The sequence below is a fragment of the Caballeronia sp. J97 genome, from assembly GCF_905220305.1.
Lineage (GTDB): Bacteria > Pseudomonadota > Gammaproteobacteria > Burkholderiales > Burkholderiaceae > Caballeronia.
The window spans coordinates 1-26,534 of the sequence record NZ_CAJMZL010000015.1 but is presented as its reverse complement, the minus strand read 5'-3'; the positions used below and the strand labels follow the sequence as shown (position 1 = coordinate 26,534).

General features: G+C 63.8%; 21 protein-coding genes. 18 read left to right on the top strand and 3 right to left on the bottom strand.

Annotated elements, in window-relative coordinates; genetic code table 11:
- Nucleotides 1–2: 2 nt before the first annotated feature.
- The 13 genes from hisS to U4Y90_RS19590 all read left to right on the top strand — a co-directional run bounded on the left by hisS (nt 3) and on the right by U4Y90_RS19590 (nt 15,048).
- Nucleotides 3–1,352, top strand: a complete 1,350-nt coding sequence (gene hisS, locus U4Y90_RS19650; protein ID WP_321796965.1) for a histidine--tRNA ligase — start codon at nt 3–5, stop codon at nt 1,350–1,352.
- Between the two features lie 103 nt (nt 1,353–1,455).
- On the top strand, nt 1,456–2,085 hold the full coding sequence (locus U4Y90_RS19645) for a tetratricopeptide repeat protein (RefSeq protein ID WP_321796964.1): 630 nt from the start codon (nt 1,456–1,458) through the stop codon (nt 2,083–2,085).
- Nucleotides 2,086–2,218: 133 nt separating this feature from the next.
- Nucleotides 2,219–3,364, top strand: coding sequence for an outer membrane protein assembly factor BamB (gene bamB, locus U4Y90_RS19640; RefSeq protein ID WP_321796963.1), 1,146 nt, complete (start codon nt 2,219–2,221; stop codon nt 3,362–3,364).
- A 391-nt stretch (nt 3,365–3,755) separates the two neighbouring features.
- Nucleotides 3,756–5,096 carry a ribosome biogenesis GTPase Der gene (der, locus tag U4Y90_RS19635; protein WP_321796962.1) on the top strand — a complete coding sequence of 447 codons (1,341 nt, stop codon included), beginning with the start codon at nt 3,756–3,758 and terminating at the stop codon, nt 5,094–5,096.
- A 161-nt stretch (nt 5,097–5,257) separates the two neighbouring features.
- Complete coding sequence (gene hfq / locus U4Y90_RS19630) at nt 5,258–5,494, top strand: RNA chaperone Hfq (protein WP_008349383.1); 237 nt, start codon at nt 5,258–5,260, stop codon at nt 5,492–5,494.
- Between the two features lie 87 nt (nt 5,495–5,581).
- Nucleotides 5,582–6,850 carry a GTPase HflX gene (gene hflX, locus U4Y90_RS19625; protein WP_321796955.1) on the top strand — a complete coding sequence of 423 codons (1,269 nt, stop codon included), beginning with the start codon at nt 5,582–5,584 and terminating at the stop codon, nt 6,848–6,850.
- A gap of 60 nt (nt 6,851–6,910) precedes the next feature.
- Entirely contained in the window at nt 6,911–8,293 is a 1,383-nt protein-coding gene (gene hflK / locus U4Y90_RS19620) for an FtsH protease activity modulator HflK (protein ID WP_321796954.1), read from the top strand.
- Between the two features lie 11 nt (nt 8,294–8,304).
- Nucleotides 8,305–9,207, top strand: a complete 903-nt coding sequence (gene hflC / locus U4Y90_RS19615) for a protease modulator HflC (protein ID WP_321796953.1) — start codon at nt 8,305–8,307, stop codon at nt 9,205–9,207.
- 61 nt (nt 9,208–9,268) lie between these two features.
- Nucleotides 9,269–9,454: a DUF2065 domain-containing protein gene (locus U4Y90_RS19610; protein WP_321796952.1), complete on the top strand. Its 186-nt coding sequence runs from the start codon at nt 9,269–9,271 to the stop codon at nt 9,452–9,454.
- 123 nt (nt 9,455–9,577) lie between these two features.
- The gene (locus U4Y90_RS19605; protein WP_321796950.1) at nt 9,578–10,729 is read left to right on the top strand and encodes an ATP phosphoribosyltransferase regulatory subunit; all 1,152 of its coding nucleotides are present in this window, start codon (nt 9,578–9,580) and stop codon (nt 10,727–10,729) included.
- 155 nt (nt 10,730–10,884) lie between these two features.
- Nucleotides 10,885–12,231 carry an adenylosuccinate synthase gene (locus U4Y90_RS19600; protein WP_321796949.1) on the top strand — a complete coding sequence of 449 codons (1,347 nt, stop codon included), beginning with the start codon at nt 10,885–10,887 and terminating at the stop codon, nt 12,229–12,231.
- Nucleotides 12,232–12,332: 101 nt separating this feature from the next.
- Nucleotides 12,333–12,893, top strand: a complete 561-nt coding sequence (locus U4Y90_RS19595) for a phosphoribosyltransferase (RefSeq protein ID WP_321796948.1) — start codon at nt 12,333–12,335, stop codon at nt 12,891–12,893.
- Nucleotides 12,894–13,155: 262 nt separating this feature from the next.
- Nucleotides 13,156–15,048: a potassium transporter Kup gene (locus tag U4Y90_RS19590; RefSeq protein WP_321796946.1), complete on the top strand. Its 1,893-nt coding sequence runs from the start codon at nt 13,156–13,158 to the stop codon at nt 15,046–15,048.
- Nucleotides 15,049–15,126: 78 nt separating this feature from the next.
- Here U4Y90_RS19590 and U4Y90_RS19585 read toward each other — a convergent pair whose 3' ends face one another.
- Entirely contained in the window at nt 15,127–17,460 is a 2,334-nt protein-coding gene (locus U4Y90_RS19585) for a Tex family protein (RefSeq protein WP_321796944.1), read from the bottom strand.
- A 245-nt stretch (nt 17,461–17,705) separates the two neighbouring features.
- Complete coding sequence (locus U4Y90_RS36165) at nt 17,706–18,512, bottom strand: hypothetical protein (RefSeq protein ID WP_415749385.1); 807 nt, start codon at nt 18,510–18,512, stop codon at nt 17,706–17,708.
- Nucleotides 18,513–18,622: 110 nt separating this feature from the next.
- Here U4Y90_RS36165 and U4Y90_RS19575 point away from each other — a divergent pair, with 110 nt between their 5' ends.
- Nucleotides 18,623–18,808: a DUF465 domain-containing protein gene (locus U4Y90_RS19575; protein ID WP_321797152.1), complete on the top strand. Its 186-nt coding sequence runs from the start codon at nt 18,623–18,625 to the stop codon at nt 18,806–18,808.
- Between the two features lie 84 nt (nt 18,809–18,892).
- Nucleotides 18,893–21,148: an ATP-dependent DNA helicase gene (locus U4Y90_RS19570; RefSeq protein ID WP_321796942.1), complete on the top strand. Its 2,256-nt coding sequence runs from the start codon at nt 18,893–18,895 to the stop codon at nt 21,146–21,148.
- A 63-nt stretch (nt 21,149–21,211) separates the two neighbouring features.
- On the opposite strand, the gene U4Y90_RS19565 is transcribed toward U4Y90_RS19570, so the two are convergent.
- The gene (locus U4Y90_RS19565) at nt 21,212–22,045 is read right to left on the bottom strand and encodes an outer membrane protein assembly factor BamD (protein WP_321796940.1); all 834 of its coding nucleotides are present in this window, start codon (nt 22,043–22,045) and stop codon (nt 21,212–21,214) included.
- An 86-nt stretch (nt 22,046–22,131) separates the two neighbouring features.
- Here U4Y90_RS19565 and U4Y90_RS19560 point away from each other — a divergent pair, with 86 nt between their 5' ends.
- The 3 genes from U4Y90_RS19560 (at nt 22,132) to phaC (ending at nt 26,457) form a co-directional block, all read left to right on the top strand.
- Complete coding sequence (locus U4Y90_RS19560; RefSeq protein ID WP_321796938.1) at nt 22,132–23,295, top strand: RluA family pseudouridine synthase; 1,164 nt, start codon at nt 22,132–22,134, stop codon at nt 23,293–23,295.
- On the top strand, nt 23,292–24,128 hold the full coding sequence (pgeF, locus tag U4Y90_RS19555; protein ID WP_321796937.1) for a peptidoglycan editing factor PgeF: 837 nt from the start codon (nt 23,292–23,294) through the stop codon (nt 24,126–24,128). The genes U4Y90_RS19560 and pgeF overlap by 4 nt, the downstream gene beginning before the upstream one ends.
- 319 nt (nt 24,129–24,447) lie before the next feature.
- Complete coding sequence (gene phaC, locus U4Y90_RS19550) at nt 24,448–26,457, top strand: class I poly(R)-hydroxyalkanoic acid synthase (RefSeq protein ID WP_321796935.1); 2,010 nt, start codon at nt 24,448–24,450, stop codon at nt 26,455–26,457.
- The last annotated feature ends 77 nt before the right edge of the window (nt 26,458–26,534 follow it).

Genomic DNA, 26,534 nt, shown 5'->3' with positions numbered 1-26,534 from the left:
AGATGACTGAACAGAAGAAACGGCTCGAGAAGCTGAGCGGCGTGAAGGGCATGAACGACATCCTCCCGCAGGATGCCGCGTTGTGGGATTTCTTCGAGACCACCGTCAAGTCGATGCTGCGCGCATACGGCTATCAGAACATCCGCACGCCGATCGTCGAGCATACGCAGTTGTTCACGCGCGGAATCGGCGAAGTGACCGACATCGTCGAGAAAGAGATGTACAGCTTCACCGATGCGCTGAACGGCGAGCATCTGACGATGCGCCCGGAGAACACCGCGGCGGTCGTGCGCGCGACCATCGAGCACAACCTCTTGTACGACGGCCCGAAGCGCCTGTGGTACGTCGGCCCGATGTTCCGTCACGAGCGTCCGCAACGGGGGCGTTATCGCCAGTTCCATCAGGTCGGCGTGGAAGCGCTCGGCTTCGCGGGTCCGGATACCGACGCCGAAATCATCCTGATGTGCCAGCGTCTTTGGGACGACCTCGGACTCACCGGCATTCGCCTCGAACTGAATTCGCTCGGTCAGGCGGAAGAGCGCGCGGCGCATCGCAAGGAACTGATCGCGTATCTGGAGAAGCACGTCGATTCGCTCGACGAGGAAGCGAAGCGTCGTCTCTACACGAATCCGCTGCGCGTGCTCGACACGAAGAATCCGGCCATGCAGGAGATCGCGCAGAACGCGCCGAAGCTCGTCGACTTTCTCGGCGAGACATCGCGCAAGCACTTCGAAGGCGTGCAGCGTCTGCTCAAGGCGAACAACATTCCGTTCACGATCAATCCGCGTCTCGTGCGCGGGCTCGACTATTACAACCTCACCGTGTTCGAGTGGGTCACCGACAAGCTCGGCGCGCAGGGCACGGTCGCGGGCGGCGGCCGCTACGATCCGCTCATCGAGCAACTGGGCGGCAAGCCGACGGCCGCGTGCGGCTGGGCGATGGGCGTCGAGCGTATCCTCGAATTGCTGAAGGAAGAGCAACTCGTGCCGGAGGCGGAAGGCACGGACGTATACGTCGTGCACCAGGGCGAAAAGGCGGCGGAGCATGCGTTCATCGTCGCCGAGCGTCTGCGCGACACGGGCCTCGACGTGATCCTGCATTGCAGCCCGGACGGCGCGTCCGCGAGCTTCAAGTCGCAGATGAAGAAGGCCGACGCGAGCGGCGCGGCGTTCGCCGTGGTGCTCGGTGAGGACGAGCTCGCGCAAGGTATGATCGGCGTCAAGCCGCTGCGTCGTTCGGTCGACGAAACGTCGGGCGGCCAAAAGAATGAGCAAGTCAACGTTCCGGCGGAAGACTTGACCGAATACCTAATCAATGCGATGGTTGCAACCGCCGATGACGAGGGTGCCTGAGATTCAGGCGCCTTGCCGCGCGCATCGGCCGTGATCCAGACGATCCGGTATCGCGCGCGGCCCTCGTTGAGGGAATTGAAACGCAGGAAGGAATAGCTGGACGATGAGCTATCACGACGAACAAGAATCAGTTGAAAGCGTAAAGGCCTGGTGGGCCAAATGGGGTAACACCACGACGTGGGTCGTGCTCGTGGCGCTCGTTATTGCGGCCGGGTACAACGGGTGGAATTTCTGGCAGCGCCGTCAGGCGGCCGAAGCGTCGGTGCTGTACGACCATTTGCAGCAGGCGGTGAACGGTAACGACCAGGCGCTGGTCGCGCGCGTCGCGTCGGACATGGAAGACAAGTTCGGCAGCACCGGTTACGCGCAGATGACCGCGCTTGCGGCGGCGAAGTCACTTTACATGGCAGGCAACACTGCGGGCGCGAAGGCGCAGCTGCAATGGGCCATCGATCACGCGAAGGACGACGAGTACAAGCAGATCGCCAAGTTGCGTCTGGCGCTCGTGCTGCTCGACGAGAAGAACTACGACGCAGGGCTGAAGCTGCTCGCGGATCAGCCGCTCGACGCGTTCAAAGGCGTGATCGCGGATCGCCGTGGCGACCTGCTCGCCGCGCAAGGCAAACGCGACGACGCGCGCGCGGCCTACAAGGTCGCGCTGGAAACGCTGCCCGAAAACGACACGTCCGCGCGTCAGTTGATCCAGTTCAAGCTCGATGCGCTCGGCGGCTGATCCGCGTCGTCTCAGTCGATATCCGTCGATCCAGCCATCAGTCAATCCAGTTGCCCCGCCACGGCGTCGCGTCGAAGCGATGCGGCGGGCAGCGCCGATCAACCCGATTCACCAATTCATGTTGCGTCCACCGATGACTTTTTTGAAACGCTACGCCGTGCCGCTCGCCTGCGCGATGACCGTCTTGTTGACCGCTTGCTCGTCGACCAAGGATGAACGCCGCGTGCCGGTACCGCTCGCGGACTTCAAGCCGGTGTTGAACGTCAACCAGACGTGGAAGGCGAGTGTCGGCAAGGCCGGCCGCTATCTGTTCTCGCCGGTCGCGGTGGGCGATTACGTCTTCGCCGCGGGTGCGAACGGCACCGTCGCCAAGATCGATTCGAAGACCGGCCAGGACGTCTGGCGCATCAAGCTCAAGGACGATCTTTCGGCGGGCGTCGGCAGCGACGGCAATCTGACGGCCGTGGGCGGCCTGAAGGGCCAGGTCGACGTGCTCGGCGCCGACGGCAAGCTCCTGTGGACGGCCACTGCGCCGGGCGAGATCGTTTCGCCGCCGCTCGTCGGCAACGATCTCGTGATCGTGCGTACGATCGACGGCAAGGTCATCGCATTCAATGCGCAGACCGGCGAGCAGAAGTGGGTGTTCCAGTTGCGCGCGGTGCCGCTGAATCTGCGTGTCGCGGCGGGCATGACGTTCGCCGGCAATCAGGCCGTGCTCGCGGGCTTCCCCGGCGGCACGTTCGCGGCGATCAATCTGCAGACGGGGGACGCCTACTGGCAGGCGCCGGTTTCGTATCCGAAGGGTGTGACCGAAGTCGAGCGTATCAACGACGTGACCGGCGCGCCGGGACTCGTCGGCGCGCAGACCTGCGCGGTGACGTTCCAGGGCCGCATCGGCTGCTTCGATGCGAACACGGGTCGGCCGGTGTGGGAAAAGAACTTCTCGAGCGACAGCGGCCTCGCGCAGGACGAGCAAGTGGTGGCGGCGGGCGACGACTGGTCGGTCGTCAATGCGTTCCGCGCCTCGGACGGCTCGCAGCTCTGGAAGACGGACGTGCTGAAGAATCGCACGGTCAGCGTGCCGTTCATTCTCGGCCGTGCGGTCGTCGTGGGCGACTACAAGGGCTTCGTGCACTTCCTGAGCGCGGAGAACGGCGAACTGGTCGGCCGCGCGTCGACCGACGGCAGCGCGATCACCGCGGCGCCTGTACTGGCGGGCAACACGCTCGTCGTGCAGACGCATGACGGCGATCTCTACGGTTTCCGTCCGGGCAACTGATCCGATCCGGGCCGCGAGCGGGTCATGCTCTCGCGGCCTTCAGCAGCAAGCGCGCCGACGGCTTTACGCGGTGCGGCAGGCTCGCCACGACGGGCCGCACGAGAAAGAAGCGCTGCGCCGTGTGCGCCGCGCGATAAACCCCGCATGCAAAAGCAGGGTCGCAAGAACGAAGCGCGTCACGCGAAGGCGCCGCGCAAAAAAGAGCCTCGAACGAGGCAAGACCGGCGAACGACCGCCGACGATCCGGCCAACCGGCGCGCCTCGCGTGCGGCAGGCCGAATCCATGCTAATTTTCGACAAGCGCAGCCATTGCGCGGCGTAGCGGAACGCAACGAGACATTTGTACCGCCCGTTCCGCGTTCGCCTTGCGTTCAACCTTGAACAAACTCAGATGAAACCCGTGATTGCCCTCGTCGGGCGCCCCAATGTTGGGAAATCGACTCTTTTCAATCGGCTGACGCGCTCGCGCGACGCGCTCGTCGCGGACTTGCCGGGCCTCACCCGAGATCGTCACTACGGCGAAGGTCGCGTGGGCGGAGAACGTCCGTATCTCGTGGTGGACACGGGCGGCTTCGAGCCGGTGGCGAAGGACGGCATTCTGCACGAGATGGCGCGACAGACGCGTCAGGCGGTGGAAGAGGCCGACATCGTCGTGTTCATCGTCGATGGACGCAACGGGCTCGCGCCACAGGACAAGTCGATCGCCGACTATCTTCGCAAGACCGGCCGGCCGCTCTTTCTCGTCGTGAACAAGGCCGAGGGCATGAAGTACTCGGCCGTCGCGGCGGACTTCTATGAACTCGGCCTCGGCGATCCGCGCGCGATCTCGGCGGCGCACGGCGACGGCGTCCTCGAGATGATCAACGACGCGCTCGACATCGCGTACAAGGATCAGCCGGAAGAGACGGAAGAAGAGAAGGCGCAGCACGGCGTCAAGATCGCGATCGTCGGGCGTCCGAACGTCGGCAAGTCGACGCTCGTGAACACGCTGATCGGCGAAGAGCGCGTGATCGCGTTCGACATGCCGGGCACCACGCGCGATTCGATCTATGTTGATTTCGAGCGTCAAGGCCGCAAATACACGTTGATCGACACGGCGGGTTTGCGCCGGCGCGGCAAGGTGTTCGAAGCGATCGAAAAGTTTTCGGTCGTGAAGACGCTGCAGTCGATCGCGGACGCCAACGTCGTCATCCTCCTGCTCGATGCGCAGCAGGACATTTCCGAGCAGGACGCGCATATCGCGGGATTCGTGGTCGAGCAGGGACGCGCGCTGGTGGTCGGCGTGAACAAGTGGGACGGTCTGGATTCGCATGTGCGTGAGCGCACGAAGTCGGACCTGACGCGCAAGCTCAAGTTTTTGGACTTTGCTAAATTCCACTACGTTTCCGCGCTGGAGAAGACGGGCATCGGCGCACTGATGAAATCGGTCGACGACGCCTACGCTGCCGCGATGGCCAAGCTTCCGACGCCGAAGCTGACGCGCGCGCTCATCGAGGCGGTGGAGTTTCAGCAGCCGCGTCGCCGCGGTCCGGTACGCCCGAAGCTGCGTTACGCGCACCAGGGCGGGCAAAATCCGCCGATCATCGTCGTGCACGGCAACGCGCTCGATGCAGTCACGGATACGTACAAGCGATATCTGGAAGGTCGTTTTCGTGAAACTTTTGGACTCGTCGGCACTCCACTTCGCATAGAGTTTCGGTCGAGCCGAAACCCTTACGCGGACAAGGAGTAAGAGCCGCGCAAAGCCTTACGCTTCGGTGCCGTCGGCCATTTGGCCGAGCCGGTGCCGAAAACGTAAAATAACGAAAATCAGCTATAGTGTAGCGATTGTCGGCGGATCTCTTTTTCTTCGTCCACAATACTTCCAACCTGCAAAAAAACACGGAGTTTGCTATGAGCAACAAAGGGCAATTGTTACAAGACCCGTTTTTGAACGCACTGCGTAAAGAGCACGTGCCGGTCTCGATCTATTTGGTCAACGGCATCAAGCTCCAAGGGAACATCGAATCGTTCGACCAGTACGTCGTGTTGCTCCGAAATACGGTCACCCAGATGGTCTATAAGCACGCCATTTCGACGGTCGTGCCGGCCCGCCCGGTGAATTTCCACCCGGACGCTGAACCGTCCTAAACCTCGTCGCGGCCGGTGCGAATTTGCCACTTCTAAAGCGAACATTAAGCAACTCGCCGGTCGCTTCAAATACTTAAACATATTAATTTGATCAACGCAGCGCTCGTCGGCATCGACTTCGGCAAGATCGATTTCGAAGCCAGTCTGGAAGAACTCAGCCTGCTCGCACAAAGTGCGGGCGCCCATCCCGCCGTCACGCTCACCGGCCGCCGCTCGAGTCCCGATGCCAAAATGTTCATCGGCAGCGGCAAGGTCGAGGAACTGCGCCTGCAGTGTGAAGCGAACGATGTCGAACTCGTCATCTTCAATCACGCGCTCGCACCCGCGCAGCAGCGCAATCTCGAAGTCGCGCTGAATCGTCGCGTGGTCGATCGTACGAGCCTCATCCTCGATATCTTCGCGCAGCGCGCCCGCAGTCACGAAGGCAAGCTGCAGGTCGAGCTCGCGCAACTGCAATATCTGTCGACGCGCCTGATTCGCGCGTGGACTCACCTTGAACGCCAGAAAGGTGGTATCGGCCTGCGCGGTCCCGGTGAAACGCAGCTCGAAACCGACCGAAGACTCATCGGCGAGCGCATCAAGGCACTCAAGTCCCGGCTGGAAAAGCTGCGCCGTCAGCACGGCACGCAGCGGCGTCAGCGCGTCCGCAACCGCACGATGTCGGTATCGCTCGTCGGCTATACGAACGCGGGCAAATCCACTTTGTTCAACGCGCTGACGAAAGCGCAGGCGTACGCGGCCAATCAACTCTTCGCCACGCTCGATACCACTTCGCGCCGTGTGTTCCTCGGTGAGGAAGCGGGCCATGTCGTCGTGTCGGACACGGTCGGGTTCATCCGCGAATTGCCGCACCAGCTCGTCGCCGCATTCCGCGCCACGCTCGAGGAGACGATTCACGCAGACGTGCTGCTGCACGTCGTCGATGCATCGAGCGCGGTGCGCCTCGATCAGATCGATCAGGTGAACGAGGTGTTGCGCGGCATCGGCGCGGACAACATTCGCCAGATCCTGGTCTTCAACAAGATCGATGCGGTGCCGGAGCTTGCAGCCCGTGACGAGGCGGTTGAAAGGGACGAGTATGGTAATATTTCGCGCGTTTTCTTGAGCGCACGCACGGGTCAGGGGCTCGATGCGCTGCGCGCTGCCATCGCTGAAATCGCCACAGCGGAATCCGAAGAAACCGATGCGGGACTACCCAGCGTGCTCGCTGAATTGTCGGAGCCGCACGAGACGTCCGAAGCAACGCAATCCACGCAGTCCGGGTCAAACGACATACACGGCACGAATGCGGAGCCGGACCCCGACCGGCCGGCCGTCGAATTCGACGATCGCAAGGTCCCCGAGCACGGGCATTGAGTCGCTTCGAAATTGCATCGACCCGGCGTCGACCCCGGCTGTCTAATGGTGAATCACCGAGTGAAAGACTACAAAGAGCGGACTAACCGGCAAGCTGAGCATGCCGTCTTTTCGATCAACGATCCGCGCTGGGGGCGGGGCGACGGCAATGGCGTGAAGAACGACTCGAAGCGTCCGCAGGACGGCAAGCGCCCCAACGGCAAGGACGAAGGTCCGCCCGACCTCGACGAAATGTGGCGGGAGTTCAACCGCCGCATTGCCGGCGTGTTCGGGAAGAAGCCTGGGAACGGCGCACCTCGCGAGAACGGCCGCGGCACCAAGATCGGGCTCGGCATCGTCATCGGCGTGCTCATCGCCATCTATCTCGGCAGCGGCGTGTTCGTCGTGCAGGACGGCCACGTCGGCGTGGTTTCGCAGTTCGGCAAGTATCGTCAGACGGTCTCGCAGGGCATTCACTGGCGTCTGCCGTATCCGTTTCAGTCGAGCGAAATCGTCGATACGTCGCAGATCCGTTCCGTCGAAGTCGGTCGCGGCACCGCGCTCTCGCAGGGCAACGTGCGCGATGCGTCGCTTCTGACGAACGACGCGGATATCGTCGATGTGCGCTTCGCCGTTCAGTATCAGATCAAGTCACCCACCGATTTCCTGTTCCGCAGCGTCAATGCGGACGACAGCGTCACGCAGGCCGCGCAGTCGGCGATCCGCGAGATCGCGGGCGGACTCTCCACGGACGACATGCTCTACAAGGATCGCGAAGCGCTGCGCGCGCGCCTGATCGAGACGATCCAGCGCTCGCTCGACACGTACCGCACCGGTTTGCAGGTGACGGGCGTCGCGGTGCAAAGCGTGCAGGTGCCGCAACAGGTGCAGTCGGCGTTCGAGGAAGCAGCGCGCGTGCGTCAGGACAACGAGCGCGCCCGCGATACCGCGCAAGCCTATGCGGATCAGTTGCTGCCGCGCGCGAAGGCCGACGCCGCCAAGCTGATCGACGAGGCGAGGGCATACAGCAATCGCGAAGTCACGCAGGCCCAAGGCGACGCGGAGCGCTTCAAGGAGGTCTACGCGGAGTACTCGAAGGCGCCCGCGGTCATTCGTCAACGCATGTACCTGGACACGATGCAGCAAATCTATTCGCGCACCACGAAGGTGTTCGTCGACAGCAAGGCCGGCAGTAACGTGGTGTATCTGCCGCTCGACAAGCTCATCGAAGCCAATCGACAGCAGGCGAAGGCATCGGCGGACGGCGCGAGCGGCGCGGTCGCGTCGGGCGCGCCTTCCGCAACGGAAGCGCCTCAGGCGCGCGCGCCGGGCGCTTCGGCGCCCGCCGCGGTCGCACCCGCCAGCGCGGCTAGCGCCGCCAGCGGCGCGAGCGCGACTGCCGGCGATTCGCTGCGCTCGCGCGATGCGTTCCGCTCCCGCAGTCGTCAAGACGATCTGCAATAAGGAGCGCGAACATGAATCGAATCATTGCGCTCATCGTCGCCGTCGTGATCGTGTTGTTCATCGGATCGTCGATGATCTTCACCGTCGACGAAAGGCATGCCGCCGTCGTTGCCGCGCACGGCGAAGGCAATCCGCGTCTCGAAGGTCCGGGGCTGCACTTCAAGCTGCCGCCGCCGTTCCAGACGCTCACGCTCATCGACACGCGCACGCTCACCATCGACGAATCCGGCGCCGATCGTTTCGCTACCGCGGACAAGAACGAAGTGCTCGTGAACACGGTGGTCAAATATCGCGTCGCCGATCCCCTGAAGCTCTTCGAAAGCAACGAGAAGAACACGCAGACGGCGGAAGAACGCATCACCGCGCTCGCGCGCACCGCGCTCGCCAGCGGCTTCGCGAAGCGCTCGCTGACCGATGCGCTCGGCAACCAGCAGGCAATGGAAACCGATGCGCAGAAAAGCGTGGAAGGCGCGGCCGCTGCGTTCGGCGTGCAACTGGTCGATCTGCAGATGACGCGCATCGACTTTCCGTCGGCGGTGGCCGATTCGGTCTACAAGCGCATGATCGCGGCGCGCCAGCAGGCGGCGGCGAACGAGCGCGCGAAGGGCACGGCGGAAGCGGACAAGATCAAGGCCGACGCGGAACGCACGCAGCAGGCAATCCTCGCGGATGCCTACAGCCAGGCGCAGTCGATCAAGGGCGAAGGAGACAGCAAGGCGGCGGCCATAGCGGCCGATGCGTACGGACGCGATCCGCAGTTCTACCAGTTCTATCAGAGCCTCGAAGCGTATAAGAAGACCTTCAAGCCGGGCGACGTGATCGTCGTCGACCCGAGCAGCGACTTCTTCCGCTTCATGAAGAGCCCGACCGGCGGCGCGACGGACACGTCGGCCCCGGCCACGGCGAAGCGCTGATCCCCGTGCGCGCCGCGCGCCAGTTCGTGCTGGTCGCGCGGCAATTGAAAAACCCCCGGACATGGCCGAGACGTTACTGCTCGCTCTTGCGTTGATGCTGATCATCGAAGGTATGTTTCCCTTCGTTTTTCCGACCGCGTGGCGCGACACCTTTCGTCGCATCGCGGAGCGGCCGATTCACCACATCCGCATCGGCGGGCTGGTCGCGATGGTGCTCGGCCTGATCCTGCTCCTGATCGCGACGTGAACCGCGCCCGGCAACACGCCGCCATTTCGCCTATCTTGTCCTTATCCTTTCGTCCCTGACCGTTCAGATCCGCGAGCGCCGCGCGACAAGCGCCGAGCCTCGCGTTCCGTAGGAAACGTATCGATGTCCACCTGGTTACTTCCCGAGAATATCGCCGACGTCTTGCCGTCGGAAGCCCGCAAGATCGAAGAGTTGCGCCGGCGGCTCCTCGACCGTTTCCGTTCGTACGGCTACGAACTCGTGATGCCGCCGATGCTCGAGTATCTCGAGTCACTGCTGACGAGCGGCGGAAGCGACCTGAATCTGCGCACCTTCAAGCTCGTCGATCAACTGTCCGGCCGCACGCTCGGCCTGCGCGCGGACATCACGCCGCAGGTATCGCGCATCGACGCGCATTTGCTGAATCGTCAGGGCGTGACGCGCCTGTGTTACGCGGGTGTCGTGCTGCACACGCGTCCGCGCGGACTGCATGCCACCCGCGAGCAGATTCAGATCGGCGCGGAAATCTACGGGCACGCGGGACTGGAAGCGGATCTCGAGATCCAGCAACTGATGCTCGACTCGCTGCATCTCGCAGGTCTGAAGAAAGTGCGTCTCGATCTGTGCCATGCAGGCGTGCTCGCCGCGCTGCTCGAACTGGAGCCGGCCGCGGCGACGCTCGGCGAAGCGCTCTATGACGCGCTCGCGAGCAAGGACGTGCCGCGTCTGCACGAACTCACCGCGCATCTCGGACAGGTGCCGCGCGAGGCGCTGCGCGCGCTGCCGTCGCTCTACGGCGACGCGTCGGTGCTGCAGATCGCGCGCGGCCGTCTGCCGAATCTGCCGGTGATCGCGCGCGCGCTCGACGACCTCGCCTTTCTCGCGGGCCAGGTCGAAGGGGCGGAGCTGATGATCGATCTCGCGGACCTGCGCGGTTATGCCTATCACAGCGGCGTAATGTTCTCGGCCTATGTCGATGGCGTGCCGAACGCGGTCGCGCGCGGCGGCCGTTACGACGACGTGGGCCTCGCGTACGGCCGCGCGCGGCCCGCCACGGGCTTCTCGCTCGATCTGCGCGAAGTGGCGCGGATCTCGCCGGTGGATGCCCGCGGCAGCGCTATCCTCGCGCCGTGGAAGCACGATGAGCCGTTGCGCGCCGCGATTCTCGCGCTGCGCGACGCGGGCGAAGTGGTGATCCAGGCGCTGCCCGGCCACGACCACGATCTGGACGAGTTCGCATTCGACCGCGTGCTCGTCGAGCGTGACGGCAAGTGGACGGTGGAAACGCGCGCCTGAAGCAGACGACGAATACAGTCGCTTGATCGGCAAGGGATTTTGCTTAGCCGATTCCAATCGCGCGAGCGTGACGAAATCGCGAAACACATCCCGAAAAACTCGGAACCTTCCGCGAACCTAGGTAAAATACGTTTTTAACCAGCTAACGAATCAACATGTCTGCCAGTGCAGTGAATGTGAACCCGGGGCGCAACGTCGTCGTGGTGGGCACCCAGTGGGGTGACGAGGGCAAGGGCAAGATCGTCGACTGGCTGACGGACCACGCCCAGGGCGTCGTGCGCTTCCAGGGCGGTCACAATGCCGGCCATACGCTCATCATCGGCGGCAAGAAAACCATTCTGCGCCTCATTCCGTCGGGCATCATGCGCGCGGGCACGGCCTGCTACATCGGCAATGGCGTCGTGTTGTCGCCGGAAGCGCTGTTCAAGGAAATCGACGAGCTGGAGGCGGCGGGCATCGACGTCCAGAAGCGCCTGTTCATTTCCGAAGCCGCTACGCTCATTCTCCCTTACCACGTTGCGATCGATCAGGCGCGCGAAGCCAAGCGCGGCGCCGGCAAGATCGGCACGACCGGACGCGGGATCGGCCCGGCGTACGAAGACAAGGTCGGCCGTCGCGGTCTGCGCGTGCAGGATCTCTTCGACCGTACGGTGTTCGAGGAACGTCTGCGCGAAGCGCTCGATTTCCACAACTTCGTGCTGACGCAATATCTCGGCGCGAAGGCCGTCGACTATCGGGAAACGCTCGACACGATGCTCGGCTACGCCGACCGTCTCGCGCCGATGGTCACGGACGTCTCGCGTCGTCTCTACGATGAAAATCACGCCGGCCGCAATCTGCTGTTCGAAGGCGCGCAAGGCACGCTGCTCGATATCGACCACGGCACGTATCCCTACGTCACGTCGAGCAACTGCGTCGCGGGCGCGGCGACGGCGGGCGCGGGCATCGGGCCGCAGCGTCTGAACTACATTCTCGGCATCACCAAGGCATATTGCACGCGCGTCGGTTCGGGCCCGTTCCCGAGCGAGTTGTACGACGCGGACAATCCGCAACGCCAGGATCAGGTCGGGCTGAATCTCGCGACCGTCGGCAAGGAATTCGGCTCGGTCACTGGCCGTCCGCGCCGCACCGGCTGGCTCGATGCCGCGGCACTGCGCCGTTCCATTCAGATCAACGGCATCTCGGGTCTGTGCATGACGAAGCTCGACGTGCTCGACGGCCTCGACGAAGTGAAGCTGTGCACGGGCTACACGCTCGACGGCAAGCCGGTCGACATCCTGCCGCGCGGCGCATCGGAAGTCGCGCGTTGCGAGCCGGTGTACGAAACCTTCGGCGGCTGGAAGGAAAGCACGATCGGCATCACGCAATGGGACGGCCTGCCGGAAAACGCGCGCGCGTATCTGACGCGCGTGCAGGAAGTGGCGGGTGTACCGATCGACATGGTGTCGACCGGTCCGGACCGTGACGAAACCATCCTGCTGCGGCATCCGTTCAAGGTCTGAGCGCGGCAGGCGCTTCGACTCGAACCGGACGCTGTAAAGAATGTGGCCGCCTCCCGCGGCCACATTTCGTATATAACCTAAGCATTTGAAAGAGCCTCACCATGATCGCGATGACGGACCCGCGCAACGATGACAAGAACCTCTGGGTCGGCTGGGATGAATATCACCGGCTGATCGAACTCCTCGCACTGAAGGTGCACGAGTCGGGCTGGAAGTTCGACCAGATCCTGTGTCTCGCGCGCGGCGGCTTGCGCGTGGGCGATCAACTTTCGCGCATCTACGATCTGCCGCTCGCGATCCTCGCGACGAGTTCCTATCGCGAGGCGGCGGGCACGGAACAGGGCGACCTCGACATCGCGCAATACATCACGATGACGCGCGGCGATCTGTCCGGCAACGTGCTGCTAGTCGACGACCTGGTCGATTCGGGCGTTACGCTCGCACGCGTGCAGGAACATTTGAAAGAACGGTATCCGGCGATCACGTCGGTGCGCTCGGCCGTGCTCTGGTACAAGGCCTGCTCGAAGGTCAAGCCTGACTATCACGTTCAGCATCTTGAAACGAATCCATGGATTCATCAGCCATTCGAAGAGTGGGACACGGTCCGTCCGCACAACCTCGGGGCATGGATCAAGCGCGGCACGCAAAACGCACGCGGATAAATTCCGCCGCCTGATCGTTTCGAATGACGACGCCGTTGCGCCTGGCACGAAGCCGGACACAACGGCGTTTTTGCTTGACGGCATCGCATCGAAAACGCAAAGAATCGTGATGGACACGCGCGCCGACGCTCGCGGGGCGCGATGCTACACTCTATTCGCGTCTCTCGTGGCGCTGGTGCAACAAGCGAGAAGGCGTTTTCGCGTCCGACGTTAGATAGAATGGCGTTCGTTTCTTTCCGCCCTGGACGGATATCTCGCTTTTATGACTAACACGACTCACGCGCACGAGCACAAACAGCCATTGCCCTCGCTTGCGCTCGCGGCCATCGGCGTCGTTTTCGGCGATATCGGCACGAGTCCGCTCTACTCGTTGAAGGAAGCCTTTAGCCCATCGCACGGCATCGGCTTGTCGGAGGCGTCGATTCTCGGCGTCATCTCCTTGCTCTTCTGGGCGATCGTCATGGTCGTCGCCGTCAAATACGTGCTCTTCGTCATGCGCGCCGACAACAACGGCGAAGGCGGCGTGTTCGCGATGACCACGCTCGCGCTGCGCAGCGTGAAGGAGGCGGGAAAAGTCTCCGGCGTGCTGATGATGCTCGGCATTTTCGGCGCATGCATGTTCTACGGCGACGCGGTCATTACCCCGGCGATGTCGGTGATCTCGGCGGTCGAGGGCCTCGAGATCGCGGCGCCCAAGCTCACGCCGTACGTGCTGCCGATCACGATCGTCATCCTGATCGCGCTCTTCTGGATTCAGCGCCACGGCACGGCGGTGGTCGGCAAGCTCTTCGGCCCGATCATGGTCGTCTGGTTCGTGACGCTCGCGGTGCTGGGCGGCGCGCATATCGTGATGGAGCCGCGCATCATCGCCGCGCTCAATCCGTATTACGCGTTTTCCTTCATGGCGCAGCACGTGCTGCAGGCGTATATCGTGCTCGGCTCGGTCGTGCTCGTGCTGACCGGCGCAGAAGCGCTGTATGCGGACATGGGGCACTTCGGCGCGAAGCCGATCCGCTACGGCTGGTACGGGCTCGTGATGCCGTCGCTGCTGCTCAACTATTTTGGCCAGGGCGCGTTGCTGATGCACGACCCGAAGGCCATCGAAAGCCCGTTCTTCCTGCTCGCACCCGACTGGGCCTTGCTGCCGCTCGTGATTCTGTCGACGGTCGCGACCGTGATCGCATCGCAGGCGGTCATTTCCGGCGCGTATTCGCTGACGAGCCAGGCGATCCAGCTCGGCTACGTGCCGCGCATGAAGATCCTGCATACGTCGGAACTCGCGATCGGCCAGATCTACATCCCGCTCGTCAACTGGATGCTGCTTTTCATCATTCTGTGCATCGTGGTCGGGTTCAAGAGCTCCGAGAATCTCGCGGCGGCGTACGGTCTCGCCGTCACCGCGACGATGCTCACGACCACCATTCTCGTGTCCGTCGTGATGGTGAACCTGTGGGGCTGGAATCGCTGGCTCGTGGGCGGAATGATCACCGTGTTCCTCGCGATCGACATCGGCTTCTTCGGCGCGAGCCTGCTCAAGATCGAGCAGGGCGGCTGGCTGCCGCTGTGCATCGGCGGGGCGCTCTTCTTCCTGCTGATGACATGGTACAAGGGCCGCATGATCGTGAAGGACCGCACGGCCGCGGACGGCATCCCGTTGATGCCGTTCCTGCAGGGCCTGCTCGCGCATCCGCCGCATCGTGTGTCGGGCACGGCGATCTATCTCACCGGCAGCGATTCGCTCGTGCCCGTGAGCCTGCTGCACAACCTGAAGCACAACAAGGTGCTGCACGAGCGCACCATTTTCATGAACTTCTTGACGCGCGACATTCCTTATGTCGACGACGCGCATCGTCTCGAAGTGAAGGACATCGGCGGCGGGCTGTTCCTCGTGAAGGCCGCGTACGGCTTCAACGAGACGCCGGATGTGAAGGCGGTGCTCGAGCAGATCACGCGCACGCACGCGATGAACTTCGAGCTGATGGACACGTCGTTTTTCATGGCGCGCGAGACGGTCGTGCCGACGGAATTGCCCGGCATGTCGGTATGGCGAGAGCGCGTGTTTGCGTGGATGCATCAGAACGCAGCAAAGCCGACGGATTTCTTCAGTATTCCCGCGAATCGCGTGGTGGAACTGGGGACGAAGATCGAGATCTGACGCCTCGTCGCTCGAAGGCGCAAAAAGAAAAAACCCCACGCTGCGAAGCGTGGGGTTTTTTGTTGGCAGCTTGAGGCGTCAGCGTTTCAGTTTTGCGAACGCCGCGGCCATCGCGCCGGCCGGCTCCGATTCGCGGCGCTGTTGCGGACGCTGGCCCGAACGACGATCCTGCGAGCCGCGCGATTGCGATGCCGCCGCGCCGCCCGCCGAAGACGCGGCCGCGAAGTCGTCGTCGAGACGCATCGTGAGCGATATGCGCTGGCGCTTCACATCGGTCTCCAGCACCTTCACCTTGACGACCTGGCCGGCCTTCACGACTTCGTGCGGGTCCTTGATGAACTTCGTCGACATTGCCGAGACGTGCACGAGGCCGTCCTGATGCACGCCGATATCGACAAACGCACCGAACGCCGCGACGTTCGTCACGACGCCTTCGAGGATCATGCCCGGCGCGAGGTCCGAAATCTTCTCGATGCCTTCCTTGAACGTCGCCGTCTTGAATTCGGGGCGAGGATCGCGCCCCGGCTTTTCCAGCTCGACGAGAATGTCGCGCACGGTCGGCAGGCCGAAACGATCGTCGACGAATTCGGTCGGCGAGAGGCCCGTCAACGCTTCGCGTTTGCCGAGCACGTCGCCGATATGCTTTTTGATCTTCGCGAGAATGCGCTCGACGACCGGGTACGCCTCCGGGTGCACCGACGAACGATCGAGCGGATTCTCGCCATTGTTGATGCGCAAGAAGCCGGCTGCCTGCTCGAAGGTCTTGTCGCCCAGACGCGGCACCTTCTTCAGATGCTCGCGCGACGGGAAGGGTCCGTTGGCATCGCGAAAATCGACGATATTGCGCGCGAGCGTTGCGTTCAGCCCCGACACACGCGCAAGCAGTGCGACCGATGCCGTGTTCGCATCGACGCCGACCGCGTTCACGCAATCCTCGACGACGGCATCGAGCGAGCGGGCGAGTTCGCGCTGATTGACGTCGTGCTGGTATTGGCCGACGCCGATCGCCTTCGGCTCGATCTTGACGAGTTCAGCGAGCGGGTCCTGCAGACGCCGGGCGATCGACACCGCGCCGCGCAGCGACACGTCGAGTTCCGGAAACTCTTTCGCGGCGAGTTCGGACGCCGAATATACCGACGCGCCCGCTTCCGACACGACGATCTTCTGCAACTTCAGATCCGGATGCTTCGCGATGAGCTCGCTCGCGAGCTTGTCGGTTTCGCGCGAAGCGGTGCCGTTGCCGATCGACACGAGCTCAGCCTGCGTCTCGCGCGCGATGCGGGCGAGCTTCGCGATGGAGCCGTCCCAGTCGCGGCGCGGCTCGTGCGGGTAGATGGTGTCGGTGGCGAGCAGCTTGCCGGTGCGATCGACGACCGCGACTTTCACGCCGGTGCGCAGACCCGGATCGAGGCCGATCACGGCCTTCGGACCCGCGGGCGCCGCGAGCAGCAAATCCTTCAGATTGCGCGCGAACACGCGAATGGCTTCGTGTTCGGCTTCCTCGCGCAATTGGGTGAGCAGTTCGGTTTCGATATGCGGCTGCACCTTCACGCGCCAGCACCAGCGGCACACGTCGGAGAGCCATTTGTCCGCGGCGCGGCCACGATTCACGATACCGAAGTGCTGCGCGATCATCGCTTCGCCCGGGTGCGGAATCTGCGCGTCGAGTTCTTCGCCGAGTCCGAGCTTGACGCTCAGGACGCCCGCATTGCGTCCACGGAACAGCGCGAGCGCGCGATGCGACGGCACCGTGCGGATCGTTTCGCTGTAATCGTAGTAGTCGCGGAATTTTTCGCCTTCCTCGCCTTGCTTGCCGTCCACCACGCTCGACATGACGAGCCCCTGGTTGAACAGATGGTCGCGCAACTTGCCGAGGATTTCGGCGGTTTCGCCGAACTGCTCGGAGAGGATGTCGCGCGCGCCGTCGAGCGCGGCTTTGCTATCGGCGACGCCTTTTTCCGCATCGACGTATTTCGCGGCTTCGGCCTGAGGATCGAGCGTCGGATCGGCGAGCAGCGCCTGCGCGAGCGGTTCGAGACCGGCTTCGCGCGCGATTTGCGCGCGCGTGCGGCGCTTGGGCTTGTACGGCAGGTAGAGGTCTTCCAGCACCTGCTTGCTGTCCGCGCCTTCGATGGCGCCGCGCAATTCGTCGGTGAGCTTGCCTTGCTCGTCGATGCTTTGCAGGATCGTCGCCCGGCGGTCTTCGAGTTCGCGCAGATAGAGCAGGCGTTCTTCGAGCGTGCGCAATTGCGTGTCGTCGAGATTGCCGGTGACTTCCTTGCGATACCGGGCGATGAACGGGACAGTCGAGCCTTCGTCGAGAAGCTGCACGGCGGCGGCGACCTGGCGCGGCTGCACGGTGAGTTCGGTGGCAATGCGCTGTACGATCTTGAGTGCTACGGTTTCCGTCATGATTCTGCGCTGTCTGCGGCTCGCCGGCGAGATCCGCGCCGCGTCGACGCATTCGCGAGAGCGAGGCGCCGTGGGCGGGTGACCGTGTACGAGCCAGGTTCGGACCGGGTTGCTGAAGCGGGGGATTTTGCCATAAATGGCAGAGCGCTCCGGCATGCGGTGATAGAATTTGGACATCGCCCAAGCCGTTTCGCACCTGATTCTTTATCACGTTGCCGTCCATCCATTTGCTCAACTTCCGCTTTTCAAACGTGCCGATTGCCGCGGCTGTTTTGCTGCTGTGCGCAGCGATCGCATTCGCGCCTGAGCGCGCGTTCGCTCAATCCGCCAGGCCGATCGATCCCGGCACGTCCGTAAGCACGCGTGCCCTCGATGATGCGGCGCCTGCCGGCGCCTCGGGCACGCAAAGCGCCGATGACGCGCTGAAAGCCGAATTCGCACAGCGTCAGAAGGTGCTCGACCGGCGCACCGAGGAAAATAATTACCGCTACGGCGTGAAAGAACACGACTGCTACAGCAAGTTCTTCGTGAATCACTGTCTCGACAACGCGCGCAACGAACTGCGCGAGACGCGCCAGCAGATCCGCCAGGAACAGCTCGCGCTCGATGACGAGCAGCGCGCCGAGCGCGCGAAGCAACGCGACCAGCAGACGGCGATCAAGCGGGCGCAATACGAAGCGGAAGCGCCGCAGCGGGCGGCGAACGAGAAGCAGAGTCAGCAGGCTTACGAGGACAAGCAGCGTCAGAACGCGCAGGCCGCCGCCCGGCGCGACGCCGAGGCGCCGCAGCGCGCGGCCAATCAGGCGGCGTACGATCGCAAGCAGGCGGACTATCAGAAACAGCTTGACGAGGCGCGTGCGCGCGGCGTACAGGATGCGCAGGACCGCGAGCAAAAGGCGCAACGCTACGAGCAGAAGCAGCAGGAAGCGGCGCAGCATCGCGCGGAAGTCGAGGCGCGTCAGAAGGAAGCCGCCAGAAAAGCGCAGGAAAAGGCGCAACAGCAGGAACAGGAGCGCCAGGAGCAATTGAAACTGCAGCAGCAACAGCAGCAAGGTAAATAGGGTAGCCGGGCTCGTTGCGCGGGCCCGCGCCATGAGGATGAAAGGAGGCGAGCATGCAGCAGCGCTTGAGTGAATCCCCGCGCGCACCCCGACAACCCGCCATGGATGCCGCTGTGCTGCGCGATCGCATCGCGCAACTGCAGGAAGAGCATCACAGTCTGGACACGCTGATCGAAAAGATGTCCGGCATCGACGACCTGGAGCTGAGGCGCCTGAAAAAGCGCAAGCTCAAGGTGAAGGACACCATTCTCCTGCTGCAATTGCAGCTGGACTCGGACGCGCACTGAACGCCGCGCGCCGGCCGCGGGCTCGTGCTGGCGACGGCGCTTCGGGTGCGCGGCCGCGCCGAAACTCGCAGGACTTAGCACGCCTTGAACTCACCCGCACAACCCAGCGACGACGCCCGCGCGCCGCTCGCGCTGAACGAAAAGCGCGGCGCCGAGCTCGACGCCATCTTCTCCGCGCAAGGTCTGCTCGCGCGCGCGATCGATGGCTATCGGCCGCGCGCGTCGCAGATCGAAATGGCGCGCTCGGTCGCCGCCGCGATGGAAGCGTCCGGCCGCGCGATGCCCGAGCCCGCGATGTTCGAGGCGCAGCGCCGCCCGGCGCGCAAGCTCGGTCCATCCGACAACCCCTACGCGCCCGATGCGCAGCCGGCCGACGACATCGGCATCGCGATGGCGAAGACGGCCATCGACGGCGGCGAGAACACGCTCATCGTCGAGGCCGGCACGGGCACGGGCAAGACCTACGCGTACCTCGTGCCCGCCATGCTGTGGGGCGGCAAGGTCATCGTGTCGACGGGCACGAAGCATCTGCAGGATCAGCTTTTTCAGCGCGATATCCCGACCGTGCGCGACGCGCTCGCGGTGCCGGTATCGGTCGCGATGCTCAAGGGCCGCGCCAACTATCTGTGCCACTACTACCTGGAGCGCACCGCCGATAACGGCCGCCTGCCGACGCGTCAGGACACGTCGCATCTGCAGGAAATCGTCCGTTTCGCGAAGATCACGCGCACCGGCGACAAGGCCGAGCTCGCGAGCGTGCCGGAAAACTCGCCCGTCTGGCCGATGGTCACGTCCACGCGCGACAACTGTCTCGGCCAGGAATGCCCGCACTACAAGGAGTGCTTCGTGATGCAGGCGCGCAAGGAGGCGCAGCAGGCGGACATCGTCGTGGTGAATCACCATCTGTTCTTCGCCGACGTGATGCTGCGCGACACCGGCATGGCCGAGTTGCTGCCGATGGCGAACACGATCATCTTCGACGAAGCGCATCAGTTGCCCGAAACCGCGACGCTCTTTTTCGGCGAAACGCTCTCGACCACGCAGTTGCTCGAACTCGCGCGCGATACCGTCGCCGAAGGCCTGTCGCATGCGCGTGACGCAGCCGACTGGACCAAGCTCGGCGCGGCGCTGGAGCGCGCTGCCCGCGATGTGCGGCTCGCGTTCAAGGAAGATTCGGTGCGGCTGTCGCTCGGCCAGCTACCGGACGACCATCCGATTTTCGAGGCGCTCGAGACGCTCGAGACGCATCTGTCGGCGCTTGCAGCGGCGCTGTCGTCGCATGCGGAACGGGCCGAATCGTTGCAGGCTCTGGTGCGTCGCGCGCGCGAGTTGCAGGATTTGCTCGCGGGCTGGACGACGCCGCCGACTTCGCTCGGACGCGCCGTCGCCGCGGACGCCCCGAAGGTCGTCTCCGCAGGGGATGAAAACGTCGCCGAAGAGGCCGTGAAGGCTGAGCCGAACGAGATGGTGCGCTGGATCGAAGTGTTCTCGCACACGGTGCAGTTGCACGAGACGCCGCTTTCGGTCGCGCCGATCTTCGCGAAGCAGCGGGCGGGCGTGCCGCGCGCGTGGATTTTCACGTCCGCGACGCTTTCGGTGCGCGGCGACTTCACGCACTACGCCGCGCAAATGGGCCTGAATGCGCGCCGTTCCATGACCTTGCCGAGTCCGTTCGATTACCCGTCGCAAGGTCTTTTGTATGTGCCGCGCAATCTGCCGCAGCCTTCGTCGCCGCAATTCACCGATGCCGTGTTCGAGGCCGCGCTGCCTGTGATCGAGTCGGCGGGCGGCGGCGTGTTCGTGCTGTGCACGACGCTGCGCGCGGTGGACCGTATCGCCAATCGCTTGCGCGATGTGATCGAGCGGCGCGGCTGGGACAATCCGCTGCTCGTGCAGGGCGACGCCAGCCGCACGGAATTGCTCGACCGTTTTCGCGCCTATGGCAACGCAATTCTCGTGGGCAGTCAAAGTTTCTGGGAAGGCGTCGACGTGCGCGGCGATGCGTTGTCGCTCGTCGTCATCGACAAGCTGCCGTTCGCGCCGCCCGACGACCCGGTGCTCGCCGCGCGCCTCGATGCGCTCACTAAAAAGGGCCTCAGCCCTTTCGCCGTGCATCAGTTGCCGCAGGCGGTCATCACGCTCAAGCAGGGCGCGGGGCGGCTGATTCGCGCGGAGACGGATCGCGGCGTGTTGATGATCTGCGACACGCGCCTGGTCGACAAGCCTTACGGCCGGCGTATCTGGCAAAGCCTGCCGCCGTTCAAGCGCACGCGCGAACTGGACGTGGTGCGCGAGTTCTTCAGCGATGCAGCGAAGTGGAAAACGGAGCTGGCCGAATAAGCATCGGCATCCTAAGTTTCCGTCGATCCAAAAAAACGGCCGGTTATCAACCGGCCGTTCGTTTTACCAGATTTGATACCAGGGTTTCTCGGTGCCCGCTCGGCGCTTGCCGGTCACATACGGGCTGTCCGGGAACGTTGCTGCGAGCACGCGCTTGGTGTCGTCGGCGAGTTGCGGCTGATCGAGCTTTTCGTACGACAGCATCATGATGTGCAGCGCGTCTTCCGTCGCCGGCGCGTTCCGGTATTCGCGGATGGCGAGCTGCGCGCGGTTGATTGCGGCGACATACGCGCCACGGCGATAGTAGTAATCGGCGGCGTGCACTTCATGCGACGCGAGCGCGTTCACGATATAGCGCATGCGCTGCGCGGCATCGGGCGCGTACTTGCTCTGCGGATATTTGTCGACGACGACCTTGAATGCGTCATAGGACTCGCGCAGCGACTTCGGGTCGCGCTCGCTCATGTCCTGACCCGAGAAGCGGCCGAAGAGGCCGAGGTCGTCGTTGAAGTGGATCATACCCTTGAGATAGTACGCATACGCGATCTCGGGGTGATCCGGGTGCAGCTTGATGAAACGGTCGATGGCCTGATCGGCGTTGGCGGTTTCGCTGTCCTTCCAGTCGCAGTACGCGACGTTGATCTGCGCCTGCTGTGCGAAGTGGCCGAACGGGTCGCGGCCTTCGAGCGCTTCGAAATATTTCGCGCACTTGCCCCAGTCGCTGCCCGATAGCGCGTCCTGAGCCTCCGTATATAATTTGTTGTTATTCCATGTTGCCGTTTCGTCGGTCTTCTCGGGCAGGCCGTGACAGGCCGTGACGATGGCGACGCTCGCGGCCAGCGCCAGATACTTGATCGATTGACGCATCGAGTGATGAATGGTGTTGAAGGCTCGCATCAGTGCTTGCTGTTCCTGGCTGATTCTGGCTGTTCTGCCTGTGTTTCCGGCGCGGCTTCCGATCGGTGCCGCCGAATCTCGTTCAAATGACCCGCTCAAGTACACGTCGTACCAAAGACCAACTCAAAGATTATAGCCCAAGCGCCACCGGCCACGACTCAGCGTCGGCCGATTCGACCGGCGGCGCGGGCCGCGAAGCGCCGCGCGCGGCGCGCGTGCCCGACGAACTCGCGGGCCACCGCCTCGACAAGGTGCTCGCGAAGATCTTCCCGGAATTCTCGCGCAGCCGCTTGCAGGGCTGGATCGAGGAAGGGCGCGTGCTCGTCGACGGCGCGGGCGCGAAGGTGCGCCAGCCCGTGCCGCTCGGCGCGACCGTTACGCTCGTTCCGGACCTTCTGCCCGAGCAGCTCGCGTTCACGCCCGAGCCGGTGCCGCTGCATATCGTCTACGAGGACGAGACGCTCGTCGTCGTCAACAAGCCCGCGGGCATGGTCGTGCATCCGGCCGCCGGCAACTGGAGCGGCACGCTGCTCAACGGCCTTTTGCATCGCTACGGCGATGCGGCCGCGGGGCTGCCGCGCGCGGGCATCGTGCATCGGCTGGACAAGGAAACCTCCGGGCTGATGGTCGTCGCGCGCACGCTTGAGGCGCAGACCGACCTCGTTCGCCAGTTGCAGGCGCGCACGGTGAAGCGCCGCTACGTCGCGTTCGTGTGGGGCAACATGCCCGACGACGGCACCATCGACGCGCCGATCGGCCGTGATCCGCGCGAGCGCACGCGCATGGCGGTCGTGAAGACCGCATCGGGCAAGCCCGCGCGCACGCATTTCCGCACCATCGACCGCACCACGTGGCACGGCCAGCCCGTCAGCGCGATCCATTGCGATCTGGAAACCGGCCGAACCCATCAGATTCGCGTGCATTGCGCGCATATCCAGCATCCGTTGCTGGGCGATCCGGTGTACGGGCACGCGCGCGGCAAGCGTTCGGTCAGGCCGCTGCCCAATGACTTCGCCCGTCAGGCGCTGCACGCCTGGCGGCTCGGCCTGATTCACCCGGCGACGGGCAAGGAAGTCCATTGGCGCGCGGACGTCCCCGAGGACATCGCGGCGCTCGCGGCGGAACTCGGCTTCGGACAGGACAAGGAAGTCGAATTCGACGAGGACGAAGGCTTTGCCGAAGTCTACGAAATGGGCGAGGGCGAAGAAGACGACTGGGACGACGAAGACTACGAGGACGACGAAGCATGAAGCGCGACCCTGCCGAACTGGCATTGAAAGACTGTCTCTGGCCGCAATGGAAAGTGTCGCCGCGCGTGCGCGGATTCGTCACGACGCGCGAGGGCGGCGTGAGCGAGGCGCCTTTCGGCGGCGGCGCGGCCGCCACGGGCGGCCTCAATCTCGGCTTTTCATCGGGTGATGCACCGGACGCGGTGAAGGAAAACCGTCGCCGCGCGCTCGCGTTGACGGGCTCGCGCGACGCGGCCTGGCTCGAACAGATTCACGGCACGGAAGTCGAGGATGCGCAGGCGGTCGTCGAACGCCTTGCCCGAGGCGAGCGCACGCGCGCCGACGCCAGCGTGACGGATCGAACGGGCGTCGTGTGCGTCGTGATGACGGCCGACTGCCTTCCCGTGCTTTTCTGCGACGACGACGGCCGCGCGGTCGGCGCCGCACACGCGGGCTGGCGTGGACTCGCGGGCGGCATCGTCGAGAAGACGGGCGAGCGCGTCGCGACGCTGGCGGGTGTGCCGGCGTCGAAGCTCAACGCGTTTCTCGGGCCGGCGATCGGGCCGCAAGCCTTCGAGGTGGGCGAAGACGTGCTCGAAGCCTTCGTCGCGGCGGCGCGCGCGGACCGGCGCGATGCGACCCGGGCCGCGTTCAGGCCCGCGGGCGGGACGCCGGCCAAGTTCTTCGCCGATATCTACGCGCTCGCGCGCCTGCGCCTCGCCGATCTCGGTGTTCAGGCCGCGCGCATCGACGGCGGCGCGCACTGCACGGTCACGGAAACGTCGCGCTTCTATTCGTATCGCCGCGATCGCGTGACCGGCCGCATGGCCGCGATGATCTGGCTGAACGATTGACCATCCGCAGTAGTGTTGGACCATATCCAACAATCATGGCTTGCCTATGACGAAACCCCGTGCGAACGCAACATTTCGCATGGGGGAAAACGATAATTAAAAAAATATCGCACTGCGGCAAAATCGGGACGAAGCATTGACATGCCTGACATCCTGGAGCAAGAATGTTCCCGGAATTCATTCAATCGGGCACGGCGTAGCAAGGCTCTTTCTTGCCACGCGCATAAGGCGCACCAACACTTGCGCGCTGGTCAGGAAAGCCCGGCGATGCCTGCGTTAGCAATCCAGGTCTTGCGAGACTCACAGGTCAATAGCGGGTATGGCTTCCAAATCTACTTCCTCATCTTCCCGCTCCCGTACCGCCGACAGCACTTCGGCCGAAGCATCATCTGCCGATACGACTGGCGTACAGCAGGCGTTCGATCAATGGCTGAACGCGTGGCGCACCGTCGCCGATCCCGCGCAGTGGTCGAAATTCACTCAACAGACGAATACCGCGAACGACGCGACCGCAGCCGCGGCATCGCCGTTTGCTGCGTTCAGCGCATTCGCGAACGGGTTTCCGTCCACGGCATTTCCGGCGGCGTTCCCGACGCCGGGCGCCATGCCGCAGATGCCCGACTTCACGAAAATGAACGGCATGGCCGAATTCGCGAAATTCGCGAGCAGCATGCCGGGTTTCGGGGCGGCGATGCAGGGCTTGCCCACGCTGCCGAAGATTCCGACCGCGGCGATCGCGCCCGAGCGCCTTCATAAATTGCAGAGCGACTATTCGCGCGACGCCGCGGATTTGCTCAAGCAGGCGGGCGCGCAGAGCATCGATCCGTCTTCGCTGAAGGACCGGCGCTTCACCGACACCGCATGGCAGTCGACGCCCGCGTATGCGTTCACCGCCGCGTGGTATCTGCTGAACGCGCGCTATCTGCAGGAACTCGCCGACGCCGTGCAGAGCGATCCGAAGACGCGCGAGCGCATCCGCTTCGCCATCCAGCAATGGGCCGCCGCGGCCGCGCCGAGCAACTTCCTCGCGTTCAATCCCGATGCGCAAAAGACGCTCATCGAGAGCAAGGGTGAAAGCCTGCGTCAGGGCATGATGAATCTGCTCAACGACATGCAGCGCGGCAAGATTTCGCAGTCGGACGAGTCGCGGTTTTTTGTCGGCAAGAACATTGCGTCGACGGAAGGGTCGGTCGTGTACGAGAACGAGCTCGTGCAACTGATCCAGTACAAGCCGCTCGCGCCGAAGGTCTATGCCCGGCCGCTCCTGATCGTGCCGCCGTGCATCAACAAGTTCTATATCCTCGATCTGTCGCCGGAGAGCTCGCTCGTGCGCTATGCGCTCGAAGAGGGGCATCAGGTGTTCATCCTGTCGTGGCGCAATGCGGATCAGTCGATCGCGCACAAGACGTGGGACGACTACGTCGAGGAAGGCGTGCTCGAGACCATCGGCGTCGTGCGGGAGATCACGGGCGAAGACAAGATCAACACGCTCGGCTTCTGCATCGGCGGGACGATTCTCGCGACCGCGCTCGCAGTCGCTGCGGCGCGCGGCGAGGATCCGGCCGCATCGATGACGCTGCTCACCTCGATGCTCGACTTCTCGGATACCGGCGTGCTCGACGTGTTCGTCGACGAGGCGCACGTGCAGATGCGCGAGCAGGCGATCGGCGGCAAGGGCGGCGCGCCTGCCGGTCTCATGCGCGGCATCGAGTTCGCGAACACGTTCTCGTATCTGCGCCCGAACGATCTCGTGTGGAACTACGTCGTCGACAACTACCTCAAGGGCCGCACGCCGCAGGCGTTCGATCTGCTCTTCTGGAACAGCGATTCGACGAACCTGCCGGGCCCGATGTGCGTCTGGTATCTGCGCAACACGTATCTCGAGAACAAGCTGAAGACGCCGAACGCGCTGACCGTGTGCGGCGAGGCGGTCGACCTGTCGCGTCTCACGGTGCCGACGTTCATCTACGGCTCGCGTGAGGACCATATCGTGCCGTGGAAATCGGCGTATGCGTCCGCGCCGGTTCTCGCCGGGCCGCAGAAGTTCGTGCTCGGCGCGTCGGGTCATATCGCGGGCGTGATCAATCCGCCGTCGAAGAACAAGCGCAGTTTCTGGATGATCGACAGCAACGAAGCGCGTCTTCCGGAAGACCCCGATGCGTGGTTCGACGCCGCGGCGGAGCATCCGGGAAGCTGGTGGCCGACCTGGTCGAAGTGGCTTGCGGAAAACGCGGGCGAGCAGGTCAAGGCGGGCGCGGCGCAGGGATCGAAGACTTACCCGGTGATCGAGGCCGCACCCGGCCGTTACGTGCTGGAACGCGACTTTTGAGCGGCGCGCGTGACCGTGCGCGCAAGCGCACGGCACCGACCGGAGCCGCATTAACATTCGATGCCAAAAGGAAACTG

Coding starts and splice junctions, on each gene's coding strand:
- hisS (WP_321796965.1), top strand. CDS start 3: ATGACTGAACAGAAGAAACGGCTCGAGAAGCTGAGCGGCGTGAAGGGC.
- U4Y90_RS19645 (WP_321796964.1), top strand. CDS start 1,456: ATGAGCTATCACGACGAACAAGAATCAGTTGAAAGCGTAAAGGCCTGG.
- bamB (WP_321796963.1), top strand. CDS start 2,219: ATGACTTTTTTGAAACGCTACGCCGTGCCGCTCGCCTGCGCGATGACC.
- der (WP_321796962.1), top strand. CDS start 3,756: ATGAAACCCGTGATTGCCCTCGTCGGGCGCCCCAATGTTGGGAAATCG.
- hfq (WP_008349383.1), top strand. CDS start 5,258: ATGAGCAACAAAGGGCAATTGTTACAAGACCCGTTTTTGAACGCACTG.
- hflC (WP_321796953.1), top strand. CDS start 8,305: ATGAATCGAATCATTGCGCTCATCGTCGCCGTCGTGATCGTGTTGTTC.
- U4Y90_RS19610 (WP_321796952.1), top strand. CDS start 9,269: ATGGCCGAGACGTTACTGCTCGCTCTTGCGTTGATGCTGATCATCGAA.
- U4Y90_RS19605 (WP_321796950.1), top strand. CDS start 9,578: ATGTCCACCTGGTTACTTCCCGAGAATATCGCCGACGTCTTGCCGTCG.
- U4Y90_RS19600 (WP_321796949.1), top strand. CDS start 10,885: ATGTCTGCCAGTGCAGTGAATGTGAACCCGGGGCGCAACGTCGTCGTG.
- U4Y90_RS19595 (WP_321796948.1), top strand. CDS start 12,333: ATGATCGCGATGACGGACCCGCGCAACGATGACAAGAACCTCTGGGTC.
- U4Y90_RS19590 (WP_321796946.1), top strand. CDS start 13,156: ATGACTAACACGACTCACGCGCACGAGCACAAACAGCCATTGCCCTCG.
- U4Y90_RS19585 (WP_321796944.1), bottom strand. CDS start 17,460: ATGACGGAAACCGTAGCACTCAAGATCGTACAGCGCATTGCCACCGAA.
- U4Y90_RS19575 (WP_321797152.1), top strand. CDS start 18,623: ATGGATGCCGCTGTGCTGCGCGATCGCATCGCGCAACTGCAGGAAGAG.
- U4Y90_RS19565 (WP_321796940.1), bottom strand. CDS start 22,045: ATGCGAGCCTTCAACACCATTCATCACTCGATGCGTCAATCGATCAAG.
- U4Y90_RS19560 (WP_321796938.1), top strand. CDS start 22,132: ATGACCCGCTCAAGTACACGTCGTACCAAAGACCAACTCAAAGATTAT.
- pgeF (WP_321796937.1), top strand. CDS start 23,292: ATGAAGCGCGACCCTGCCGAACTGGCATTGAAAGACTGTCTCTGGCCG.
- phaC (WP_321796935.1), top strand. CDS start 24,448: ATGGCTTCCAAATCTACTTCCTCATCTTCCCGCTCCCGTACCGCCGAC.